Source organism: Methylobacterium indicum, assembly GCF_017347565.1.
GTDB classification, from domain to species: domain Bacteria; phylum Pseudomonadota; class Alphaproteobacteria; order Rhizobiales; family Beijerinckiaceae; genus Methylobacterium; species Methylobacterium indicum.
The window spans coordinates 3,469,468-3,484,945 of the sequence record NZ_AP024145.1 but is presented as its reverse complement, the minus strand read 5'-3'; the positions used below and the strand labels follow the sequence as shown (position 1 = coordinate 3,484,945).

At 70.5% G+C, this 15,478-nt stretch carries 15 protein-coding genes; 5 read left to right on the top strand and 10 right to left on the bottom strand.

The genetic code is table 11. The annotated features are described in order from the left end of the window. Positions 1–86 precede the first annotated feature (86 nt). Positions 87–566 (top strand): Lrp/AsnC family transcriptional regulator, encoded by a 480-nt coding sequence (locus tag miv_RS16355; protein ID WP_207177833.1) that lies wholly within the window; start codon positions 87–89, stop codon positions 564–566. A 62-nt stretch (positions 567–628) separates the two neighbouring features. On the opposite strand, the gene miv_RS16350 is transcribed toward miv_RS16355, so the two are convergent. The 7 genes from miv_RS16350 to miv_RS16320 form a co-directional block, all read right to left on the bottom strand. Continuing rightward, on the bottom strand, positions 629–1,546 hold the full coding sequence (locus tag miv_RS16350; protein WP_058618742.1) for an outer membrane protein: 918 nt from the start codon (positions 1,544–1,546) through the stop codon (positions 629–631). A gap of 345 nt (positions 1,547–1,891) precedes the next feature. After that, complete coding sequence (gene pgeF / locus miv_RS16345; protein ID WP_207177832.1) at positions 1,892–2,668, bottom strand: peptidoglycan editing factor PgeF; 777 nt, start codon at positions 2,666–2,668, stop codon at positions 1,892–1,894. A gap of 63 nt (positions 2,669–2,731) precedes the next feature. Then, on the bottom strand, positions 2,732–3,811 hold the full coding sequence (locus miv_RS16340; RefSeq protein ID WP_425312987.1) for a class I SAM-dependent methyltransferase: 1,080 nt from the start codon (positions 3,809–3,811) through the stop codon (positions 2,732–2,734). Continuing rightward, positions 3,802–4,707 carry a prolipoprotein diacylglyceryl transferase gene (gene lgt / locus miv_RS16335; protein ID WP_207177831.1) on the bottom strand — a complete coding sequence of 302 codons (906 nt, stop codon included), beginning with the start codon at positions 4,705–4,707 and terminating at the stop codon, positions 3,802–3,804. The genes miv_RS16340 and lgt overlap by 10 nt, the downstream gene beginning before the upstream one ends. Before the next feature lie 84 nt (positions 4,708–4,791). Further along, the gene (ilvA, locus tag miv_RS16330; protein ID WP_048425987.1) at positions 4,792–6,354 is read right to left on the bottom strand and encodes a threonine ammonia-lyase, biosynthetic; all 1,563 of its coding nucleotides are present in this window, start codon (positions 6,352–6,354) and stop codon (positions 4,792–4,794) included. Between the two features lie 227 nt (positions 6,355–6,581). Beyond that, on the bottom strand, positions 6,582–7,655 hold the full coding sequence (locus miv_RS16325; protein WP_207177830.1) for an AbrB family transcriptional regulator: 1,074 nt from the start codon (positions 7,653–7,655) through the stop codon (positions 6,582–6,584). Positions 7,656–7,724: 69 nt separating this feature from the next. Further along, the gene (locus miv_RS16320) at positions 7,725–8,693 is read right to left on the bottom strand and encodes a LysR substrate-binding domain-containing protein (RefSeq protein WP_207177829.1); all 969 of its coding nucleotides are present in this window, start codon (positions 8,691–8,693) and stop codon (positions 7,725–7,727) included. A gap of 190 nt (positions 8,694–8,883) precedes the next feature. Between miv_RS16320 and miv_RS16315 the strand changes: the two genes are divergently transcribed. The 4 genes from miv_RS16315 (at position 8,884) to miv_RS16300 (ending at position 12,061) form a co-directional block, all read left to right on the top strand. Next, on the top strand, positions 8,884–10,473 hold the full coding sequence (locus miv_RS16315; RefSeq protein ID WP_207177828.1) for a catalase: 1,590 nt from the start codon (positions 8,884–8,886) through the stop codon (positions 10,471–10,473). 145 nt (positions 10,474–10,618) lie between these two features. Next, positions 10,619–11,119, top strand: coding sequence for a CCDC90 family protein (locus miv_RS16310; RefSeq protein WP_207177827.1), 501 nt, complete (start codon positions 10,619–10,621; stop codon positions 11,117–11,119). 40 nt (positions 11,120–11,159) lie between these two features. Next, the gene (locus miv_RS16305; protein WP_207177826.1) at positions 11,160–11,624 is read left to right on the top strand and encodes a cupin domain-containing protein; all 465 of its coding nucleotides are present in this window, start codon (positions 11,160–11,162) and stop codon (positions 11,622–11,624) included. A 38-nt stretch (positions 11,625–11,662) separates the two neighbouring features. Then, entirely contained in the window at positions 11,663–12,061 is a 399-nt protein-coding gene (locus tag miv_RS16300) for a RidA family protein (RefSeq protein ID WP_058618752.1), read from the top strand. Between the two features lie 16 nt (positions 12,062–12,077). On the opposite strand, the gene miv_RS16295 is transcribed toward miv_RS16300, so the two are convergent. The 3 genes from miv_RS16295 to miv_RS16285 form a co-directional block, all read right to left on the bottom strand. Next, positions 12,078–12,923: a metallophosphoesterase family protein gene (locus miv_RS16295; protein WP_207177825.1), complete on the bottom strand. Its 846-nt coding sequence runs from the start codon at positions 12,921–12,923 to the stop codon at positions 12,078–12,080. Beyond that, entirely contained in the window at positions 12,920–13,849 is a 930-nt protein-coding gene (locus tag miv_RS16290) for a diacylglycerol/lipid kinase family protein (protein WP_207177824.1), read from the bottom strand. Before miv_RS16290 ends, miv_RS16295 begins: the two co-directional genes overlap by 4 nt. Positions 13,850–14,172: 323 nt before the next feature. Further along, the gene (locus miv_RS16285) at positions 14,173–15,288 is read right to left on the bottom strand and encodes an asparaginase (RefSeq protein WP_207177823.1); all 1,116 of its coding nucleotides are present in this window, start codon (positions 15,286–15,288) and stop codon (positions 14,173–14,175) included. Positions 15,289–15,478: the final 190 nt, after the last annotated feature.

The following is a 15,478-nucleotide window of genomic DNA, read 5'->3' as shown; positions in this document are numbered from 1 at the left end:
CTTAGGGGAGAACCTGCCTGTCTGCTTCCGTTCAAGCACTGACAGAGGTACGAAAGGACGTGAAATCACCGTTACGGGACACGCCCATGCCTGAACGCGGAGTGCCGCCGGACCGCTTCGAGCGCGCGATCCTCGACGCCCTGCAGGACGATGCCCGCCTGTCGGTGCAGGACCTGTCGCAACGGATCGGGCTATCGACCTCGCCGACCTGGCGCCGCCTCAAGGCGCTGGAGGAGCGCGGCATCATCCGCGGCTACGTCGCCCTGGTCGATGCGGCGGCCCTCGGCCACGGCCAATGCGTCTTCGCCCACGTCACCCTCGCCAAGCACGACCGCGAGGGGGTGGCGGAGTTCGAGCGCGTGGTCGGCGCCCGGGACGAGGTGCTGGAATGCTTCTCGACCACCGGCCAGGCCGATTACCTGCTGCGGGTCGTGGTGCGGGACGCGCAGCACTACGAGCGCTTCCTGCAGGAAGCGGTCTTCTCCTGCCCGGCGGTGCAGCAGATCCACTCGAACTTCGCCCTGCGCGAGGTGAAGTTCAGCGTGAAGGTCCCGACGGGAGCCTGATCACAAAAAAGAGCCCGGCCGTGAGGCCGGGCTCCGCTCCGTCCGGGGACGGAAAGTTCAGACTAGAAGCCGTTGAACTTGTAGTTCAGGCCGGCGCGGACGACCGCGAACTCGGTCTCGCGACGGTACAGGTTGGCCGGGCCGACCGACACGACGCCCGGCGAGAACACCGAGTACTGCGTGCCGTTGGCGGTCTGGGCGAACACGCCGTTGTTGCGGTTGCCCTGATCCAGGTTCACGTACAGGCCTTCGACCTTGAGGGTCACGGCCGACGAGCGGAAGAAGTTGAAGAACGAGTCGGTGGGCAGAGCGTACTCGACGCCGCCGCCGACGACCCAGCCGGTCTGGAAGTTGTCGCGCGAGCTGTTCGGCAGGCCGAAGTCCTGGCCGCCGCCCGAGCCGTAGGCGAAACCGCCGGTGGCGTACACGAGGGTGCGGTCCCAGGCGTAGCCGAGGCGGCCACGGACGGTGCCGAAGAAGTCGAGGCCCGAGATGCCGTTCGGGTTGAACACCTGGGTGCCCGGGGCGATCCCGCCGCCGGCGACGGTGGCGAAGGCGAAGCGGTTGCGGCTGCGGCCGAAGTCGACGTACTGGGCGTCGGCCTCGATACCCACGACCACGCCCGAGCCCGGGGTGAACTGGTAGTTGTAGCCGATCTGGCCGCCGCCGACGAAGCCGTCGTTGCTGTTGCGGTTGCCGAAGGCGACGACGCCAGTGGCCGGCTGGCCGAACTGGTTGATGAACACGCTGTTGGCGGCGGTGGTGCCGGCCGGCACGCCGATCACGGTCGGGGCGCGGGTGTCAGCGGTGTTGAAGCCGTAACCGGCGTTGAAACCGGCGTAGAAGCCCGTCCAGGTGAAGACCGGCACCGGGGTGAAGACCGGCGGCGGGGCCACGCGACGCGGCAGGTCGGCGGCGAGGGCCGAACCGGCGACGAGGATGCCGGCGAGGGCGGTAGCGCTCTTGAGAAGCGACTTCATGGGAAACTGGTCCTTCCTACTATGCGGCGGCGGCCACGCCCGTTTTCGGGTCGGTGGTCATCCGAAGCAGTGTCTTCGACATACCCCGGCAGCCCGGTGAAAGCTGTGTCCTCGCGACAACGCTGGTGAGTTTCACCGCGGCCTTAACGGCTGTTCATCGCGAGCATTCCCTTGGCTCCTTATCCCCCTTAACGCGCGCGAACGGCCAAGGTTCATCCGCGCACATATTTTTTTTCTACGCTTGCCCCAGCAATCCTAACGAATGCCGAACGACGCCCTAATGCGGGCGATTCGCGTGCGGAATCGCACCCGCGGCAGGGCAGGGCGCCACGTCAGGAGGCGACGTTAGCGGGCGGCGTCGGGGGCAAGCGTGATCGCCGAGACGAGGCGGCCGTAATCGCCCTCCCGGCGATGGGTGGTGCGGCGGTAGCTGAAGAACCGCTCCGGGTCGGCGTAGGTGCACAGGCCGAGATCGGCCACGGTGCCGATCCCGGCGCGCTGCAGCCGCGCGACGATGTAGGCGGGCAGGTCGAACAGGCTGTGGGAGGGCCGCTCCGGGCTCGCGGCGAAGTAGCGGGTATTCTCCGCGTCCGCCGCCTCGAACCGCTCGCGGAATTCCGGCCCGACCTCGTAGGCGGAAGCCCCGATCGTCGGGCCGAGCACGGCGACGGTTCGGGCGCGATCGGCGCCGAGGCCCTCCATGGCCGCGAGCGTCGCCTCGATCACGCCGGTGAGGGCGCCCTTCCAGCCGGCATGGGCCGCGCCGACGACGCGATTCTGCGGATCGGCGAACAGGATCGGCCCGCAATCGGCGGTGAGGATGCCGAGCCCCAGACCCGGCACCCGGGTCGCCATCGCGTCGGCGCGGGGACGCTCGGGGAAGGGCGCCTCGACCGTCACGGCCTCGGCCGAGTGGATCTGGTAGAGGCTGACCAGATTCTCGGGGGGCAGCCCGAGGCGCTCGGTCATGCGGCGGCGGTTCTCGCGCACCCGCTCGGGATCGTCGCCCGAGCCGAGGCCGCCGTTGAGAGAGGCGTAGAGTCCCTCCGACACCCCGCCTTGCCGGGTGAAGAAGGCGTGGCGGATGCCGGGAAGCTGCAGGGCGGGCGCGTCGATGACCATGGCGGAGTCGTCCTCACGGGGCATTCCGCACCATCGCCCGGCAATCGTGTCGAAAGCGGGAATCTAGAGACCGGGAAGCGCGGGCTGGTTCGGGCCGGCGAGCCCCATCACCTTGAACAGGTGGCCCATGCCGCGGGTCGCCCGGTCGGTCAGGCGCTCGGCCCCGGCCCTGACGGCGGCGGCCTGGGCCGAATCGGCCCGGGCAGCGAGGCGCTCCGCCCGCTGGGCAAGGCCGAGCGAGAGGAGAAAGTCGGCCTGCGTCACCGGCCCGTGCACCACGGCGCCTTCCCCCGCGGCGGCGCGGGCGAGCGCGGCGAAATCGACCTGCGCGGTGAGGTCGGTCTCGCCGGGGGCGGCCAGGGGATCGGCGAAACGGTGCCGGGCCACCGCCTGGAGCGTGTCGGCGGTGCCGCCGTAGAGGTCGCCGTAATCGATGGCGAGGAGCGCCCCGCCCTCGCGGGCGAGCCGGCCGGCGAGCTGCCGGGTGAGGTCGAGGGCGACGGCCGGCAGGGTCAGGATCGCGCCGTCCGCCCTGTCCGCGGCGATCTCGGGCGTCGGATCCGGGCTCAAGCCGAAGGCAAGGGCGTCGTCGGGCCCGAGGCCGATCCGGCGCTCGCACCAGCCGCGCGCGGTGCGCTGGTACTGGCGCACCGGCAGGGCGTCGAAGAACTCGTTGGCGAGCGCGATCATCGGGCCGCCCGGCAGGGTATCGATCCCGTCGTGCCAGGTCGGGGCGGCGCCCGTGAGCGCCCGGGCCTGGGCCGCGCGCAGCACCGGGCTCGTCTCGACGAGGTGCAGTTCGGCCGCCGCCAGGCAATCGGGGGCGGCGGCGCGCAGGGCGCGCAGGGCATCGGCCATCAGCGTGCCGCGGCCGGGGCCGAGCTCGACGAGTCGAAACGCCTCCGGCCGGCCGAGGCCGTGCCAGACCTCCGCGGTCCAGAGGCCGAGAAGCTCGCCGAAGATCTGGCTGATCTCCGGCGCGGTGGTGAAGTCGCCGGCCGCGCCGAGGGGATCGCGGGTGCGGTAATAGCCGTGGACCGGATGGCCGAGGCAGAGCGCCATGTAGCGCTCGACGGAGATCGGCCCCTCGTGGGCGATCAGGCGGCGCAACTCGCCGAGGAGCGGCGTCCCGCTCACGCGGATGTCGCCTCGGACGACCCGGGCTCGGCGGCATCCGGTGCGAGCCGGGCCCGCGGCCGGGTGTCGCCGCGCAGGGCGCGAACGATGAAGATCGCCCCCACGATCAGCATCGGCACGCAGAGCAGCATCCCCATGGTGATGCCGCCGCCGAACGCCTCGACATGGGTGCCGAACAGGAAGCCGAGCTGCGGATCGGGCTCGCGGAAGAACTCGCAGGTGGTGCGGGCGATGGCGTAGCCGGCGACGAACAGGCCCCCGAGCAGCCCGGGCCGGCGAAAGCCGACGCGGCGGACCGCGATCGCCATCAGGACGAACAGCACCAGCCCCTCGGCGACGGCCTCGTAGAGCTGGCTCGGATGGCGCGGCAGCGGGCCGCCGTTCGGAAAGACGATGGCGTAGGGAAAGTCCGGCGCCGGCCGGCCCCACAACTCGCCGTTCACGAAGTTCGCGATGCGGCCGAAGAACAGCCCGATCGGCACCACCACCGAGGCGAGGTCGAGCATCGCGTAGGTGTTGAGGCCGCGGCGGCGGGAGAACAGGACCAGCGCCAGGACCGCCCCGAGGAAGCCGCCGTGGAACGACATGCCGCCGCGCCAGATCGCCAGGATCTCGGCTGGGTGGGAGAGGTAGGCGGCGAGGTTGTAGAACAGCACATAGCCGATCCGCCCGCCGAGCACGACGCCGAGCGCGACCCAGACGATCAGGTCGTCGATGTCGAGCGGCGTCGGCCGGCGCACCGCGCCCCACAGCGAGGGCGCCGAGACGAGGCGCTTGGCGTAGAACCAGCCGCCCACCAGGCCCACGATGTAGGCGAGGGCGTACCACTTGATCTGCAAGGGCCCGATCGCGACCGCGACGGGGTCGATGGCGGGGAAGGGCAGGGCGAGGAGCGGAGGCATCGGGCGGAGGTGAACCGGCGGCGCGGCGGCGTCAAGGCGGCCGTCATGCCCGCGCGGGATGACGGCTTTGCGGCGGTTCCCGGATCAGGCGGCTGGCGCCGCGATCGCCTCTCGGGGCGGCACCGCTCGCGGCTGCCCGTCGAGGAAGAGCCGGTAGGCGGCGTTGTCAGTCTCGTCGACATGCTCGTAGCCGAGTTCCGCGAGCGCCGCGGCGAAGCGGCCGCGCTCGGCCTCCGGCACCTGGATGCCGGCGAGCACCCGGCCGTAATCGGCACCGTGGTTGCGGTAGTGGAACAGCGAGATGTTCCAGGTCACGCCGAGGCTGTCGAGGAACTTCAGCAGCGCGCCCGGCCGCTCCGGGAACTCGAAGCGCAGGAGCCGCTCGTCGGCGAGGCCGGTCACCCGGCCGCCGACCATGTAGCGGACGTGGAGCTTGGCCACCTCGTTGTCGGTGAGGTCGACGATCGGGTAGCCGAGGCGGCGCAGTTCCTCGACCAGGGCCTCCTTCTCGGCCCGCCCGCCGGAGAGCTGCACGCCGACGAAGATCTGCGCCTCGGCGCCCGGCGCGTAGCGGTAGTTGAACTCGGTGATGGCGCGCCGGCCGAGCGCCCGGATGAAGGCGCGGTAGCTGCCGGCCCGCTCCGGGATGGTGACGGCGAACAGGGCTTCCCGCCGCTCGCCGATCTCGGCCCGCTCGGCGATGTGGCGCAGCCGGTCGAAGTTGAGGTTGGCGCCGCTGTTGATCGCCACCAGGGCGCCGGAGCCGAGGCCGCCGCGGGCGGCGTATTCCTTGAGGCCGGCCAGCGCCAGCGCCCCCGACGGCTCGGACATGGCGCGGGTGTCGTCGAACACGTCCTTGACCGCGGCGCAGATCGCGTCGGTGTCGACGGTGATCACCTCGTCGAGATACTGGCGGCAGAGCCGGAAGGTCTCTTCCCCGGCTTGGCGCACGGCGACGCCGTCGGCGAACAGACCGACCGAATCGAGCACCACCCGCTCGTCGGCCTCGATCGCCGCCTTCATGCTGGCGGCGTCCGCCGGCTCGACGCCGATGACCCTGGTCTCGGGCCGCATGAACTTGATGAAGGTGGCCACACCCGCCGCGAGGCCGCCGCCGCCGATCGGCACGAAGACCGCCTCGATCGGCTCGCCGTGCTGGCGCAGGATCTCGAGCCCGATCGTGCCCTGGCCGGCGATCACGTCGGGGTCGTCGTAGGGATGGATGAAGGTCAGGCCCTGCTCGGCCTCCAGCGTCTTGGCGTGGGCGTAGGCCTCGTCGAAGGCGTCGCCGTGCAGCACGACCTGGCCGCCGCGGGACTTCACGCCCTCGACCTTGATCGCCGGGGTGGTGCGCGGCATCACGATCACCGCCGTGACGCCGAGGCGCTTGGCGGCGAGCGCCACCCCTTGCGCGTGGTTGCCGGCCGAGGCGCAGATCACGCCGCGGGCGAGCGCCTCCGGCGCCAGGCTCGCCATCTTGTTGTAGGCGCCGCGAAGCTTGAACGAGAAGACCGGCTGCAGGTCCTCGCGCTTGAGCAGCACCTGCGCGCCGAGGCGCTGCGACAGGCGCGGCATCGGGTCGAGCGGGCTCTCGATGGCGACGTCGTAGACGCGGGCGCCGAGGATCTTCTTGATGTAGTCGTGCACGGCTTTACGTCATGTCTGGAACGGACGGCGAGAGCCGCCTCGGAGGCCGCTGAATAGCGGGTTTCGTTGCGGGATGCGAGCTTGACAGGTGCCGATCGGCCTCTGAGCCTGTCCGAGTGGGCCGACCGGACTGGCACTCGCCGCGTCATCCTGGGGCCGCGCGGCCCCAGGATGACGAAGCGGGACGGCAGCGTCTGTGCCGGGCAGGCCTGACGACGCAGACGGGCTTAGCGGACCTCTCCGGCGCTCCGGGAGATCCATCTCGCCACCAGCGGCCCGGTGACGATGACGACGAGGAGCCGCAGGGTCTGGACCGCCAGGACGAAGGACACGTCCGAATGGGTGCCGACGGCGATGATCGCCACCGAATCGAGGCCGCCCGGGCTCGTCGCCAGATAGGCGGTCAGGAGGTCGATCGGCAGCAGGAAGGTGAGGCCCCAGGCCCACATGCCGCAGAGACCGATCAGCCCGAAGGTCGCGACCAGGACCGCCGGGAGGGCGTGGATCGTCGCCCGCACGGTGGCGGGGGTGAAGCGCAGGCCCACCGTCCAGCCGATGCCCGCATAGGCCAGCGCGAGAAGCCAGGACGGCAGGACCATGCCGACGAGCCCGGTGGCGTGGAGCGCGGCGCCGAGCACCAGCGGGCCGATCATGGCGCCGGCCGGGACGCGCAGGCGCAGGCCCGCCCAGGCGCCGAGCCCGGCTACCGCGAGGGTCGCGAGGACCGCGAGCGGCGCCGGCTCCATGCCGGCCCCCGGCAGCGCGCCGTTGCCCCCGGCCAGCAGCCGCGCCACCACCGAGGCGGTGAGCGCCACGCAGGCGACCCGGACATACTGCATGAAGGCGACGAGGCGCGGATCGGCGCCGAACTCCTCCGCCATCGCCACCATGGCGGAGGCACCGCCGGGCGACGAGCCCCAGGCCGCGGTGGTGCCGGGCAGAAGGCGGATGCGGGTGAGGATCCAGCCCGTCATCGCCGAGGCCACCACGGTGACGCCGACCACCGCCAGGATCAGGAGCCCGTCCTCCAGGAGGGTCGCGACGATCGAGGCGTTGACCGCGTGGGCGACGAGGCATCCGATCGTCGCCTGCGCCGCCTGGAAGCCGACCTTCGGCACCCGGATGGAAGCGCCGCGCACCCCGAACGCGATGGCTGCGAGCATCGGTCCCAGCAGGAGGGCGGCCGGGAAGCCGGCGAGCTGGAACAGGGCCGCCAGGGCGCCGGATGCCAGGACGAGACCCGCCCACAGGGCCGCCCTCTGCACGAGCGGGCGGGACGAGGCCGGCGAGGCGGAGGTCATGGGATCCAGACGCAGTGTGGCGGGGAATCGCCGCGAGGGCCCTGGCCGACGCGGCGTTGCGCCGTGGCGCTATACGGAAATCGCGTCCCTGTCGCCGCGAGCACCGGCCGCAACCGGCTGACGGAGGGGCAGCGTTGCGTGCGGCGCATGCCGACGGAAGAAGGCGGCGAGCTCGGCCAGCCCCTCGCCGCGGGGATCGCTCGCCCGCCAGGCGAGCGCGATGGTGCGCCGGGGGCCTTCCGGCCCGAAGCCCCGGCAGATCGTGAGGCCGGTCGGGTCCGGCCCGGGCGGGGCGGCGAGCGCCGGCAGCAGGGTGTAGCCGGCGCCCGCCGCCACCATCGAGCGCAGGGTCTCGAGGCTGGTGGCGTGGCGCCCGCTCGCCGGGCCGGCGCCGCACGCCGCCGCCGCCTGGTCGCGCAGGCAATTGCCCTCGTCGAGGAGCAGCAGGTCCGTGCCGGCGAGGTCGCCGGCCCGCGGCGCCGGGCCGGTGGCCAGGGCATGCTCGGCCGGACAGGCGAGCAGGAACGGCTCGTCGAACAACGGCACGACCGCGAGCCCGGCCTCCGGGACCGGCAGGGACACGAGCGCGGCGTCGACCCGGCCCTCGCGCAGGGCATCCAGAATCTCGGCGGTTCGCCCCTCGCTGAGGGCGAGGGCGAGATCCGGGAAGGCCTCGCGCAGGTCCCGCAGCACCTTCGGAAACAGGTAGGGCCCGAGCGTCTGGATCGCCGCGAGGACGAGACGGCCCCGCAGGTTCTCCCCGCTGCCGCCCTCGCGGGCGACGAGCAGCAGCGCCCGCGCCTCAGCCAGCACGGCCCGGGCCTGGCGCACCACCGCCTGCCCGCCCGGCGTCAGCAGCACCCGGCGGTTCGCGCGCTCGAACAGGGCGATCCCCAGGAACTCCTCGAGCTTGCGCACCTGCACGCTCAAGGTCGGCTGGCTGACGGCGCAGCGCTCGGCGGCGCGGCCGAAATGGCCCTCCTCGGCCACCGCCACGACGTATTCGAGATCCCGCAGGGACAGGCCCGAGACATTCATAGGCTGCGTCTATCGCAAACTTCGTAACGATGCATTTGTTTTCGGGTCATGCGGGGGTCATACGTTGGAGCGAGACCAGTTCCAGGGTGTTGGGCTGCGAGCCCACCCACCCCATGTGAGCGGTCCTCGCGCGGTGTCCCCGGAGGGGTTTCGTTCGGGCACCCCGCGCCTGCACGTCAGAGGAGTTTCCATGAGCGACCAACGCCCGATCCTGACGACCCGCCAGGGCCATCCGGTCCGCGACAATCAGAGCCTGCGCACGGTCGGCGAGCGTGGCCCGGCGACCCTCGAGAACTACCAGTTCATCGAGAAGATCACCCATTTCGACCGTGAGCGGATCCCCGAGCGCGTGGTCCATGCCCGCGGCGCCGGCGCCCACGGCTATTTCGAGGCCTACGGCACGATCGGCGGCGAGCCGGCTTCCAAGTACACCCGCGCCCGCGTCCTCAACGAGACCGGCGTGAAGACGCCGATGTTCGTGCGCTTCTCCACCGTCGCCGGCGCCAAGGAGAGCCCCGAGACCGCCCGCGATCCGCGCGGCTTCGCGGTGAAGTTCAAGACCGTCGACGGCAACTGGGACCTCGTCGGCAACAACCTGAAGGTCTTCTTCATCCGGGACGCGATCAAGTTCCCGGACATGATCCACGCCTTCAAGCCGGATCCGGTGACCAATCGCCAGGAGGCCTGGCGCTTCTTCGACTTCGTGGCGGCGCATCCCGAGTCGATCCACATGGTGACGCACTTGAAGTCGCCCTGGGGCATCCCGGCCAACTACCGTGAGATGGAAGGCTCGGGCGTCAACACCTACAAGCTGGTCAACGACCAGGGCGTGGCGCATCTCTGCAAGTTCCACTGGACGCCCAAGCAGGGCGTGCGCAACCTGACCTCGGCCCAGGCCGCCGAGATCCAGGGCCGCGACGTCGGCCATGCGACCAAGGACCTGTACGACAACATCGCCGCCGGCAACTTCCCCGAATGGGAGTTCGCGGTGCAGATCATGCCGGACGGCCCGAACGACCACCTGTCGTTCGATCCGCTCGACGACACCAAGCTGTGGCCGGTGGACCAGTTCCCGCTTCTGCCCTGCGGCCGCATGGTGCTCGACCGGGTGCCGGACAACTTCTTCGCCGATGTCGAGCAATCGGCCTTCGGCACCGGCGTGCTGGTCGACGGGATCGACTTCTCGGACGACAAGATGCTCCAGGGGCGCACCCTGTCCTACTCGGACACCCAGCGCTACCGCGTCGGCCCGAACTACCTGCAACTGCCGATCAACGCGCCGGCCCCGGGCGTGAAGACCGCCACCAACCAGCGCGACGGCCAGATGACGTTCTATGTCGACGGCGTCGGCGAGAACAAGCACATCAACTACGAGCCGAGCACGATCGGTCAGGGTCTGCGCGAGGCGCCCAAGCCCGCGAAGGAGTACCACCAGCCGGTCGAGGGCCAGCTCGGCCGCTACCAGACCAGCCGCACCGAGGACGACTACACCCAGGCCGGCGTGCGCTACCGCTCCTTCGAGGAGTGGGAGCGCGAGGACCTGATCGCCAACCTCATCGCCGACATGAAGGAATGCCCCGAGGCGATCCAGCTCCGGATGGTCTGGCATTTCTGGCACGCCGACGAGGATTACGGCCGCCGCGTCGCAGAAGGCGCCGGCATCGATCTTGAGAAGGCCAAGGCCCTGCCGCCGCTGCCGGGCCGCGCCGCCCCGGGCCAGCGCCTGAAGGCCGAGACCTATACCGACGGGTCGCAGGCCCATAAGGTTGCGGCCGAGTAAGGCTTGAGACCTCAACGGCCTGAGTGAATGACGAGCCCCGCCCGGAGCGATCCGGGCGGGGCTTTTTACGTTGGGGAAGGATGGCGGTGAAACGGTCGAGGTGCTATCTTCGATTGCGGTACGATCGCGTGCCCGGGTACGCCGCATGACTGCCGTCGCCTTCGATACGCTGAAGCTCGCCCGCACCCTGCGGGACAAGGCGAAGCTGCCGCCAGATCAGGCGGAAGGGTTCGCCGAGGCGATTTCCGATGCGGTACAGGGCGATCTCGCGACGAAATCGGACGTGAAAGCGTCGGAGGCAGCTCTTCGCGCTGACATCAAGGCCGTTGAGACGGGCCAGCGCGCCGAGATCAAAGAGGTCGAGACGAGCCTGCGTACCGAGATCAAAGAGGTCGAGACGAGCCTGCGTGCCGAGATCAAAGGGGTCGAGACGAGCCTGCGTACCGAATTCGCTGCTCTCCGTGCCGACCACAAGGCCTTCGCCGGCGATCTACAGGGGATGGAGAAGAATCTGCGCTCTGAGTTCAAGGCGCAGCTCTCTGAAACTCGGGCCGAGCTTGCCAAGTGGATGATCGGTGCGGTCGGCTTGCAGACCGTCGCCATCATCGGCGCGATGGTCACCTTGATCCGCATCCTCAAACCCTGAAGCGGCGTTGTCTCCGGCGCTCACAGTCAGGAGCTCCACCATGGACAAACCCGAACCCGGCACCGGCGCCACGATCGGCGGGATGCAGGTGCGCTACCTCGCCCGCAGCGACGCCACCGGCGACGCGATCGGCATCTACGCCGTCACCCTGGCCGCCCGCTCGCCGGGGGCCGGGCTGCACCGTCACGCCCGGCTCACCGAGGCGTTCGAGGTGCATGAGGGCGCGCTGACCCTGCGGCTGAACGACCGCGACGTGACGGCCGGACCGGGCGACTTCGTGCTGGTGCGCCCCGGCGAGCCGCACGCCTTCGCCAATCGCGGCGACGAGCCCGTGCGCTTCACCCTGACCTTCACCCCGGCGCTCCACCGCGAGGGCTTCTTCGAGGGGCTGGCGGCTCTGGCCAGGGAGGACCGCCTGCGCGACGAGGGCGCGATGCGGGCGCTGATGGCGGCCTACGACCAGGAACCGCTCGCCGGATTCTCGGGCTGGAGCGAGGTCGGCTGACGCGCCATGCTCTCTCTCACGAATCGGGAGGGCAGGGCATGCGGCGGCGGATCGACGGCGGGTCGAGCTTCGAGCGGGACTACGGCTATTCCCGCGCGGTGGTGCAGAACGGCTTCGTGTTCGTGGCCGGCACCACCGGCTACGATTACGCCACGATGACGATGCCGGAGGGGGCCGGCGCCCAGGCCGAGGCGTGCTGGCGCACCATCGCGGGCGTGCTCGAACAGGCGGGCACGTCGCTGGAGCACGTCGTGCGCGCCACCTACTACCTCACCGATCGCGCCGACGCCGAGGCGGTGCTCACCGTCTGCGGCCGGGTGCTGCGGGAGATCCGCCCGGCGGCGACGCTGGTGGTGGTCGCCGGGCTGTTGCGGCCGGAGATGAAGGTCGAGATCGAGGTGACGGCGGTGATGGCCGGGACGATCTCGACGATCTAGACGCAGGATCCTGGCCTCACTCCTTCGCGGCGCAGCGCGCCGCGCCGGATTCGGCGGCGTCGCACCAATCGGTGCCGGTCCACAGCCGCACCTGCACGGTGGCGACCCCGTTCTCCACGATGATGCGGTTATAGGCGTTGGGCTCGTTGCCGCGCAGCCGCGTCGAGGTGGCGGAGCCGGCCTGGACCGCGAGTAGGCGCCGGGCGCTCGCCTCGGCCACCGGCCGGTCGAGTTCCGCCTTCGGGCCGTCCGGGGTCGGCTCGGCGAAGCGGGCATAGCCGCGATGGAGATGGCCGGCCAGCGTCAGCCCGACATCGTGGCGCTGGAAGGCGTCGAGGGCCTCGTCGGCCCGGCCGACCAGGCGCGCCTCCTCGTCCCAGGGCGGCGGCATGAAGGGGTGGTGGCCGACCACGATGCGAAACAGCCCGGGCGGCAGGGCGTCGAGCTTCGCTTCCGTGCGACGGATCTGCGCCCGGGTGATCTTGCCCTGCGACCAGTCGGTCTCCGGCGCCCAGGTCCGCACCGTGTTGAGGCAGATCACCGCGATCTCGTCGTCCTGGAAGACCGGCTCGGTCTCGGGCGCGACGTAGCGCTTGTAGCGCCGGAACGGATGGAAGAAGCGCTGCCAGAGACGGAACGGCGAAATGTCGTGGTTGCCCGGCACGGCGATCCAGGGATGCGGCAGCCGGTCGAGGAAGGCTTTCGCCTCCAGGTATTCCCGGGTGCGGGCCCGCATCGTGAAGTCGCCCGAGATGATGATCAGGTCCGGCTGGTCGCGGGTCAGTTCCGCCACCAGGCCTTCCACCACCGCGGGGTCGGTACGGCCGAAATGCAGGTCCGAGATATGGGCGATCCGCCTCACCGGGGCTCCTCCGCCGGCACGAGGACGCGGAGGGCGGAGGCGCGGAGGCGGTAGCGCAGGGGTGGGGCGATCAGCACGACCTCTCCGTCGTTCATGACCCGCAGGGCCTTGCGGGCATCGAGCGTCAGGGCGTCGGTCTCGTGCCGTTCGAGGTCGGGCAGCCGGCGCCACTCGCCGATCGCGAAACCGAGCCCGAGCCGCACGAGCCGCGCCGCCGACAGGGTCTCGACGAGGTAGAGCGTGAGGTGGCCGCCGTCGACGCCCGCGCGCGAGAGAACCTGGCCCAACCCTTCCCGATAGTCGCCGCAGACGACCGCGAGCGTCCGGAAGCGCACCCGGCGGGTCTCACCCGCGATAGTCAGGACGGCGCGCTCCCGCGGGTAGCGCCCGAGATGGCGCAGGAGGCCGGCTCCCATGCGCACCATGTCGAGAAATCCCATCCGCCCGCGCTTGGCCTCGCGGTGGCGGGCCATCCGGGCCGGGAGGCCGAGCACCGAGTTGATCAGGAAGACGTGGCCGTTGACCTCGCCGGCATCGATCGCCCGCATCGTGCCGGTCGCCAGGACGGCGATCGCCGCATCGAGGTCGAGGGGGAGGCCGAGATCCTTGGCCAGAAGGTTCATCGTGCCGAGCGGCAGGATGCCGAGCGGGACTTCTCGGCCGGTCAGCGCCTGCGCCGCACAGGCCAGCGTCCCGTCGCCCCCGGCCACCGCCACGGCGTCGATGCCCGGGAGTTCGGCCGCGGCCGCCAGCCGCTCCGGCAGCGGCGCGTCCGGGCGCGCCTCCGGCACGACCGTGAGGCTTGCCGCTTCGAGGCGGCTGCGAAGGGCGTCGGGCGTCAGGCCGCCATCGACCAGGGAGCCCGCCGCGACATTCGCCACCAGCACGATCCGGCGGACGGGAGCTTCACGACTTGGATTCGTCACGCGGATGTCCCAGGCGGCGACGGTGCCGCCCGGGGAGGATGCCAGCCCCTCATCTCAAGGAGATGGCAGGCTGAAACAGGTCGGGTCGACTCCGACCTGTCCGGTACCGGCACGGTCAGGCTCGCAACTCGCAACGAATCCCGAGGCAGGTCCTACCGGCAGCGACCGTCCTTCGCTCGAAGGTCGCGATCACCGTCAACGGGTCGATCTCGAGTGCCATGTCTCGATCGACCCGTAAGATTTTCGATCGTTCTTCGACGCCTTTCGATTTTCTGGTCGGTTCCATCGAAGAGCGAAGATATTTATCGAAAGAAAAATTTTTGTCAGTACTCCCAAAAGATCCGCTGCAGCTCCTTGGTGTCGCTGGTCTTGGTCATTGCGACGGCAGCGAGAATCTTGGCCTTCTGCGGGTTCAGGTCGTGGGCCACCACCCAGTCGTACTTGTCGTCGGGCTGCTCGGCGTTGCGAAGAACGAAGCCGTCGCCGACGCGCGAGGAGCGGATGACGATCGTGCCCTTGGCGCGAAGGTCCTTCAGGGTGTCGACGAGGTAGCCCGCCACCGAGCCGTTGCCGGTGCCGGCGTTGACGATCGCCTTGGCGCCGGCCTGCACGGCCGAGGTGTAGGCGGCCGGGTTCATGTTGCCCGAGCCGTAGACGATGGCGACCTCCGGCAGGGTGTCGATCGTGTCGATATCGAACTCGGACGACGTCCCGTGCCGCTTCACGGGCGCGCGGAACCAGTAGGTCTTGCCCTCGACCACCATGCCGAGCGGGCCCCACTGGCTGAAGAACGCGCTCGGCTTGATGTTGACGCGCTTCGTCACGTCGCGGCCGGCCTGGATCTCGTCGTTCATCGTCACCAGCACGCCCTTGCCCCGGGAGGCCGGGTTCGCCGCGGTGGCGACGGCGTCGGTCAGGTTGAGGGCGCCGTCGGCCGACAGCGCGGTCGAGGGGCGCATCGAGCCGACGACGACGATCGGCTTGTCGCTCTTCACCACGAGGTCGAGGAAGTAGGCGGTCTCCTCCAGGGTGTCGGTGCCGTGGGTGATGACCACGCCGTCGACGTCGTCCTGCTTCAGGAGCTGGGAGACCCGCTTGGCGAGCTGCACCAGCTGCGCGTTGGTGAAGCTCTCGGAGGCGATCTGGAACACCTGCTCGCCGCGGACGTTCGCCAGTTCCCCGAGGGACGGGATCGCGGCGATCAGCTTGTCCACCGGCACCTTGGCGGCCTGGTAGGTCGCGCTGTTGGTGGCGTCCGCCCCCGCGCCCGCGATGGTGCCGCCGGTGGCGAGGATCACCACGTTGGCCTTGATGGAGGCGGCCGGCGGCGCCGTGGTCTGGTTCGCCGGTCCCTGCGGCATCTCGCGGGCGATGGCGGGACCGGCGAGGGAGACGGTCGCGAGCAGGAGTGCCGCGAGGGCGGGACGGAAACGGGGCATGGTCGAGTCCTGGACGAGTGGGGAATCGGACGACCGGAGCGGGTATCAGCCCCGCGCGATTCCCACCAGCGCACCCACCGGCCACCGTCTCCGACGGCGGCGGGCAGAGCGGCGAGCCGGCAACTTTCCCGTCATTCGGGCGTTGTTCAGAGACGCGACGCCGAGCGTCCCGCGCCAGCGGCTACTGGCT

Excerpts from the sequence above, each read along its gene's own strand:
- miv_RS16350 (WP_058618742.1), bottom strand. The coding sequence starts at position 1,546 with ATGAAGTCGCTTCTCAAGAGCGCTACCGCCCTCGCCGGCATCCTCGTC.
- miv_RS16310 (WP_207177827.1), top strand. The coding sequence starts at position 10,619 with ATGACTGCCGTCGCCTTCGATACGCTGAAGCTCGCCCGCACCCTGCGG.
- miv_RS16285 (WP_207177823.1), bottom strand. The coding sequence starts at position 15,288 with ATGCCCCGTTTCCGTCCCGCCCTCGCGGCACTCCTGCTCGCGACCGTC.
- miv_RS16315 (WP_207177828.1), top strand. The coding sequence starts at position 8,884 with ATGAGCGACCAACGCCCGATCCTGACGACCCGCCAGGGCCATCCGGTC.
- pgeF (WP_207177832.1), bottom strand. The coding sequence starts at position 2,668 with ATGGTCATCGACGCGCCCGCCCTGCAGCTTCCCGGCATCCGCCACGCC.
- miv_RS16320 (WP_207177829.1), bottom strand. The coding sequence starts at position 8,693 with ATGAATGTCTCGGGCCTGTCCCTGCGGGATCTCGAATACGTCGTGGCG.
- lgt (WP_207177831.1), bottom strand. The coding sequence starts at position 4,707 with ATGCCTCCGCTCCTCGCCCTGCCCTTCCCCGCCATCGACCCCGTCGCG.
- miv_RS16300 (WP_058618752.1), top strand. The coding sequence starts at position 11,663 with ATGCGGCGGCGGATCGACGGCGGGTCGAGCTTCGAGCGGGACTACGGC.
- miv_RS16325 (WP_207177830.1), bottom strand. The coding sequence starts at position 7,655 with ATGACCTCCGCCTCGCCGGCCTCGTCCCGCCCGCTCGTGCAGAGGGCG.
- miv_RS16305 (WP_207177826.1), top strand. The coding sequence starts at position 11,160 with ATGGACAAACCCGAACCCGGCACCGGCGCCACGATCGGCGGGATGCAG.
- miv_RS16355 (WP_207177833.1), top strand. The coding sequence starts at position 87 with ATGCCTGAACGCGGAGTGCCGCCGGACCGCTTCGAGCGCGCGATCCTC.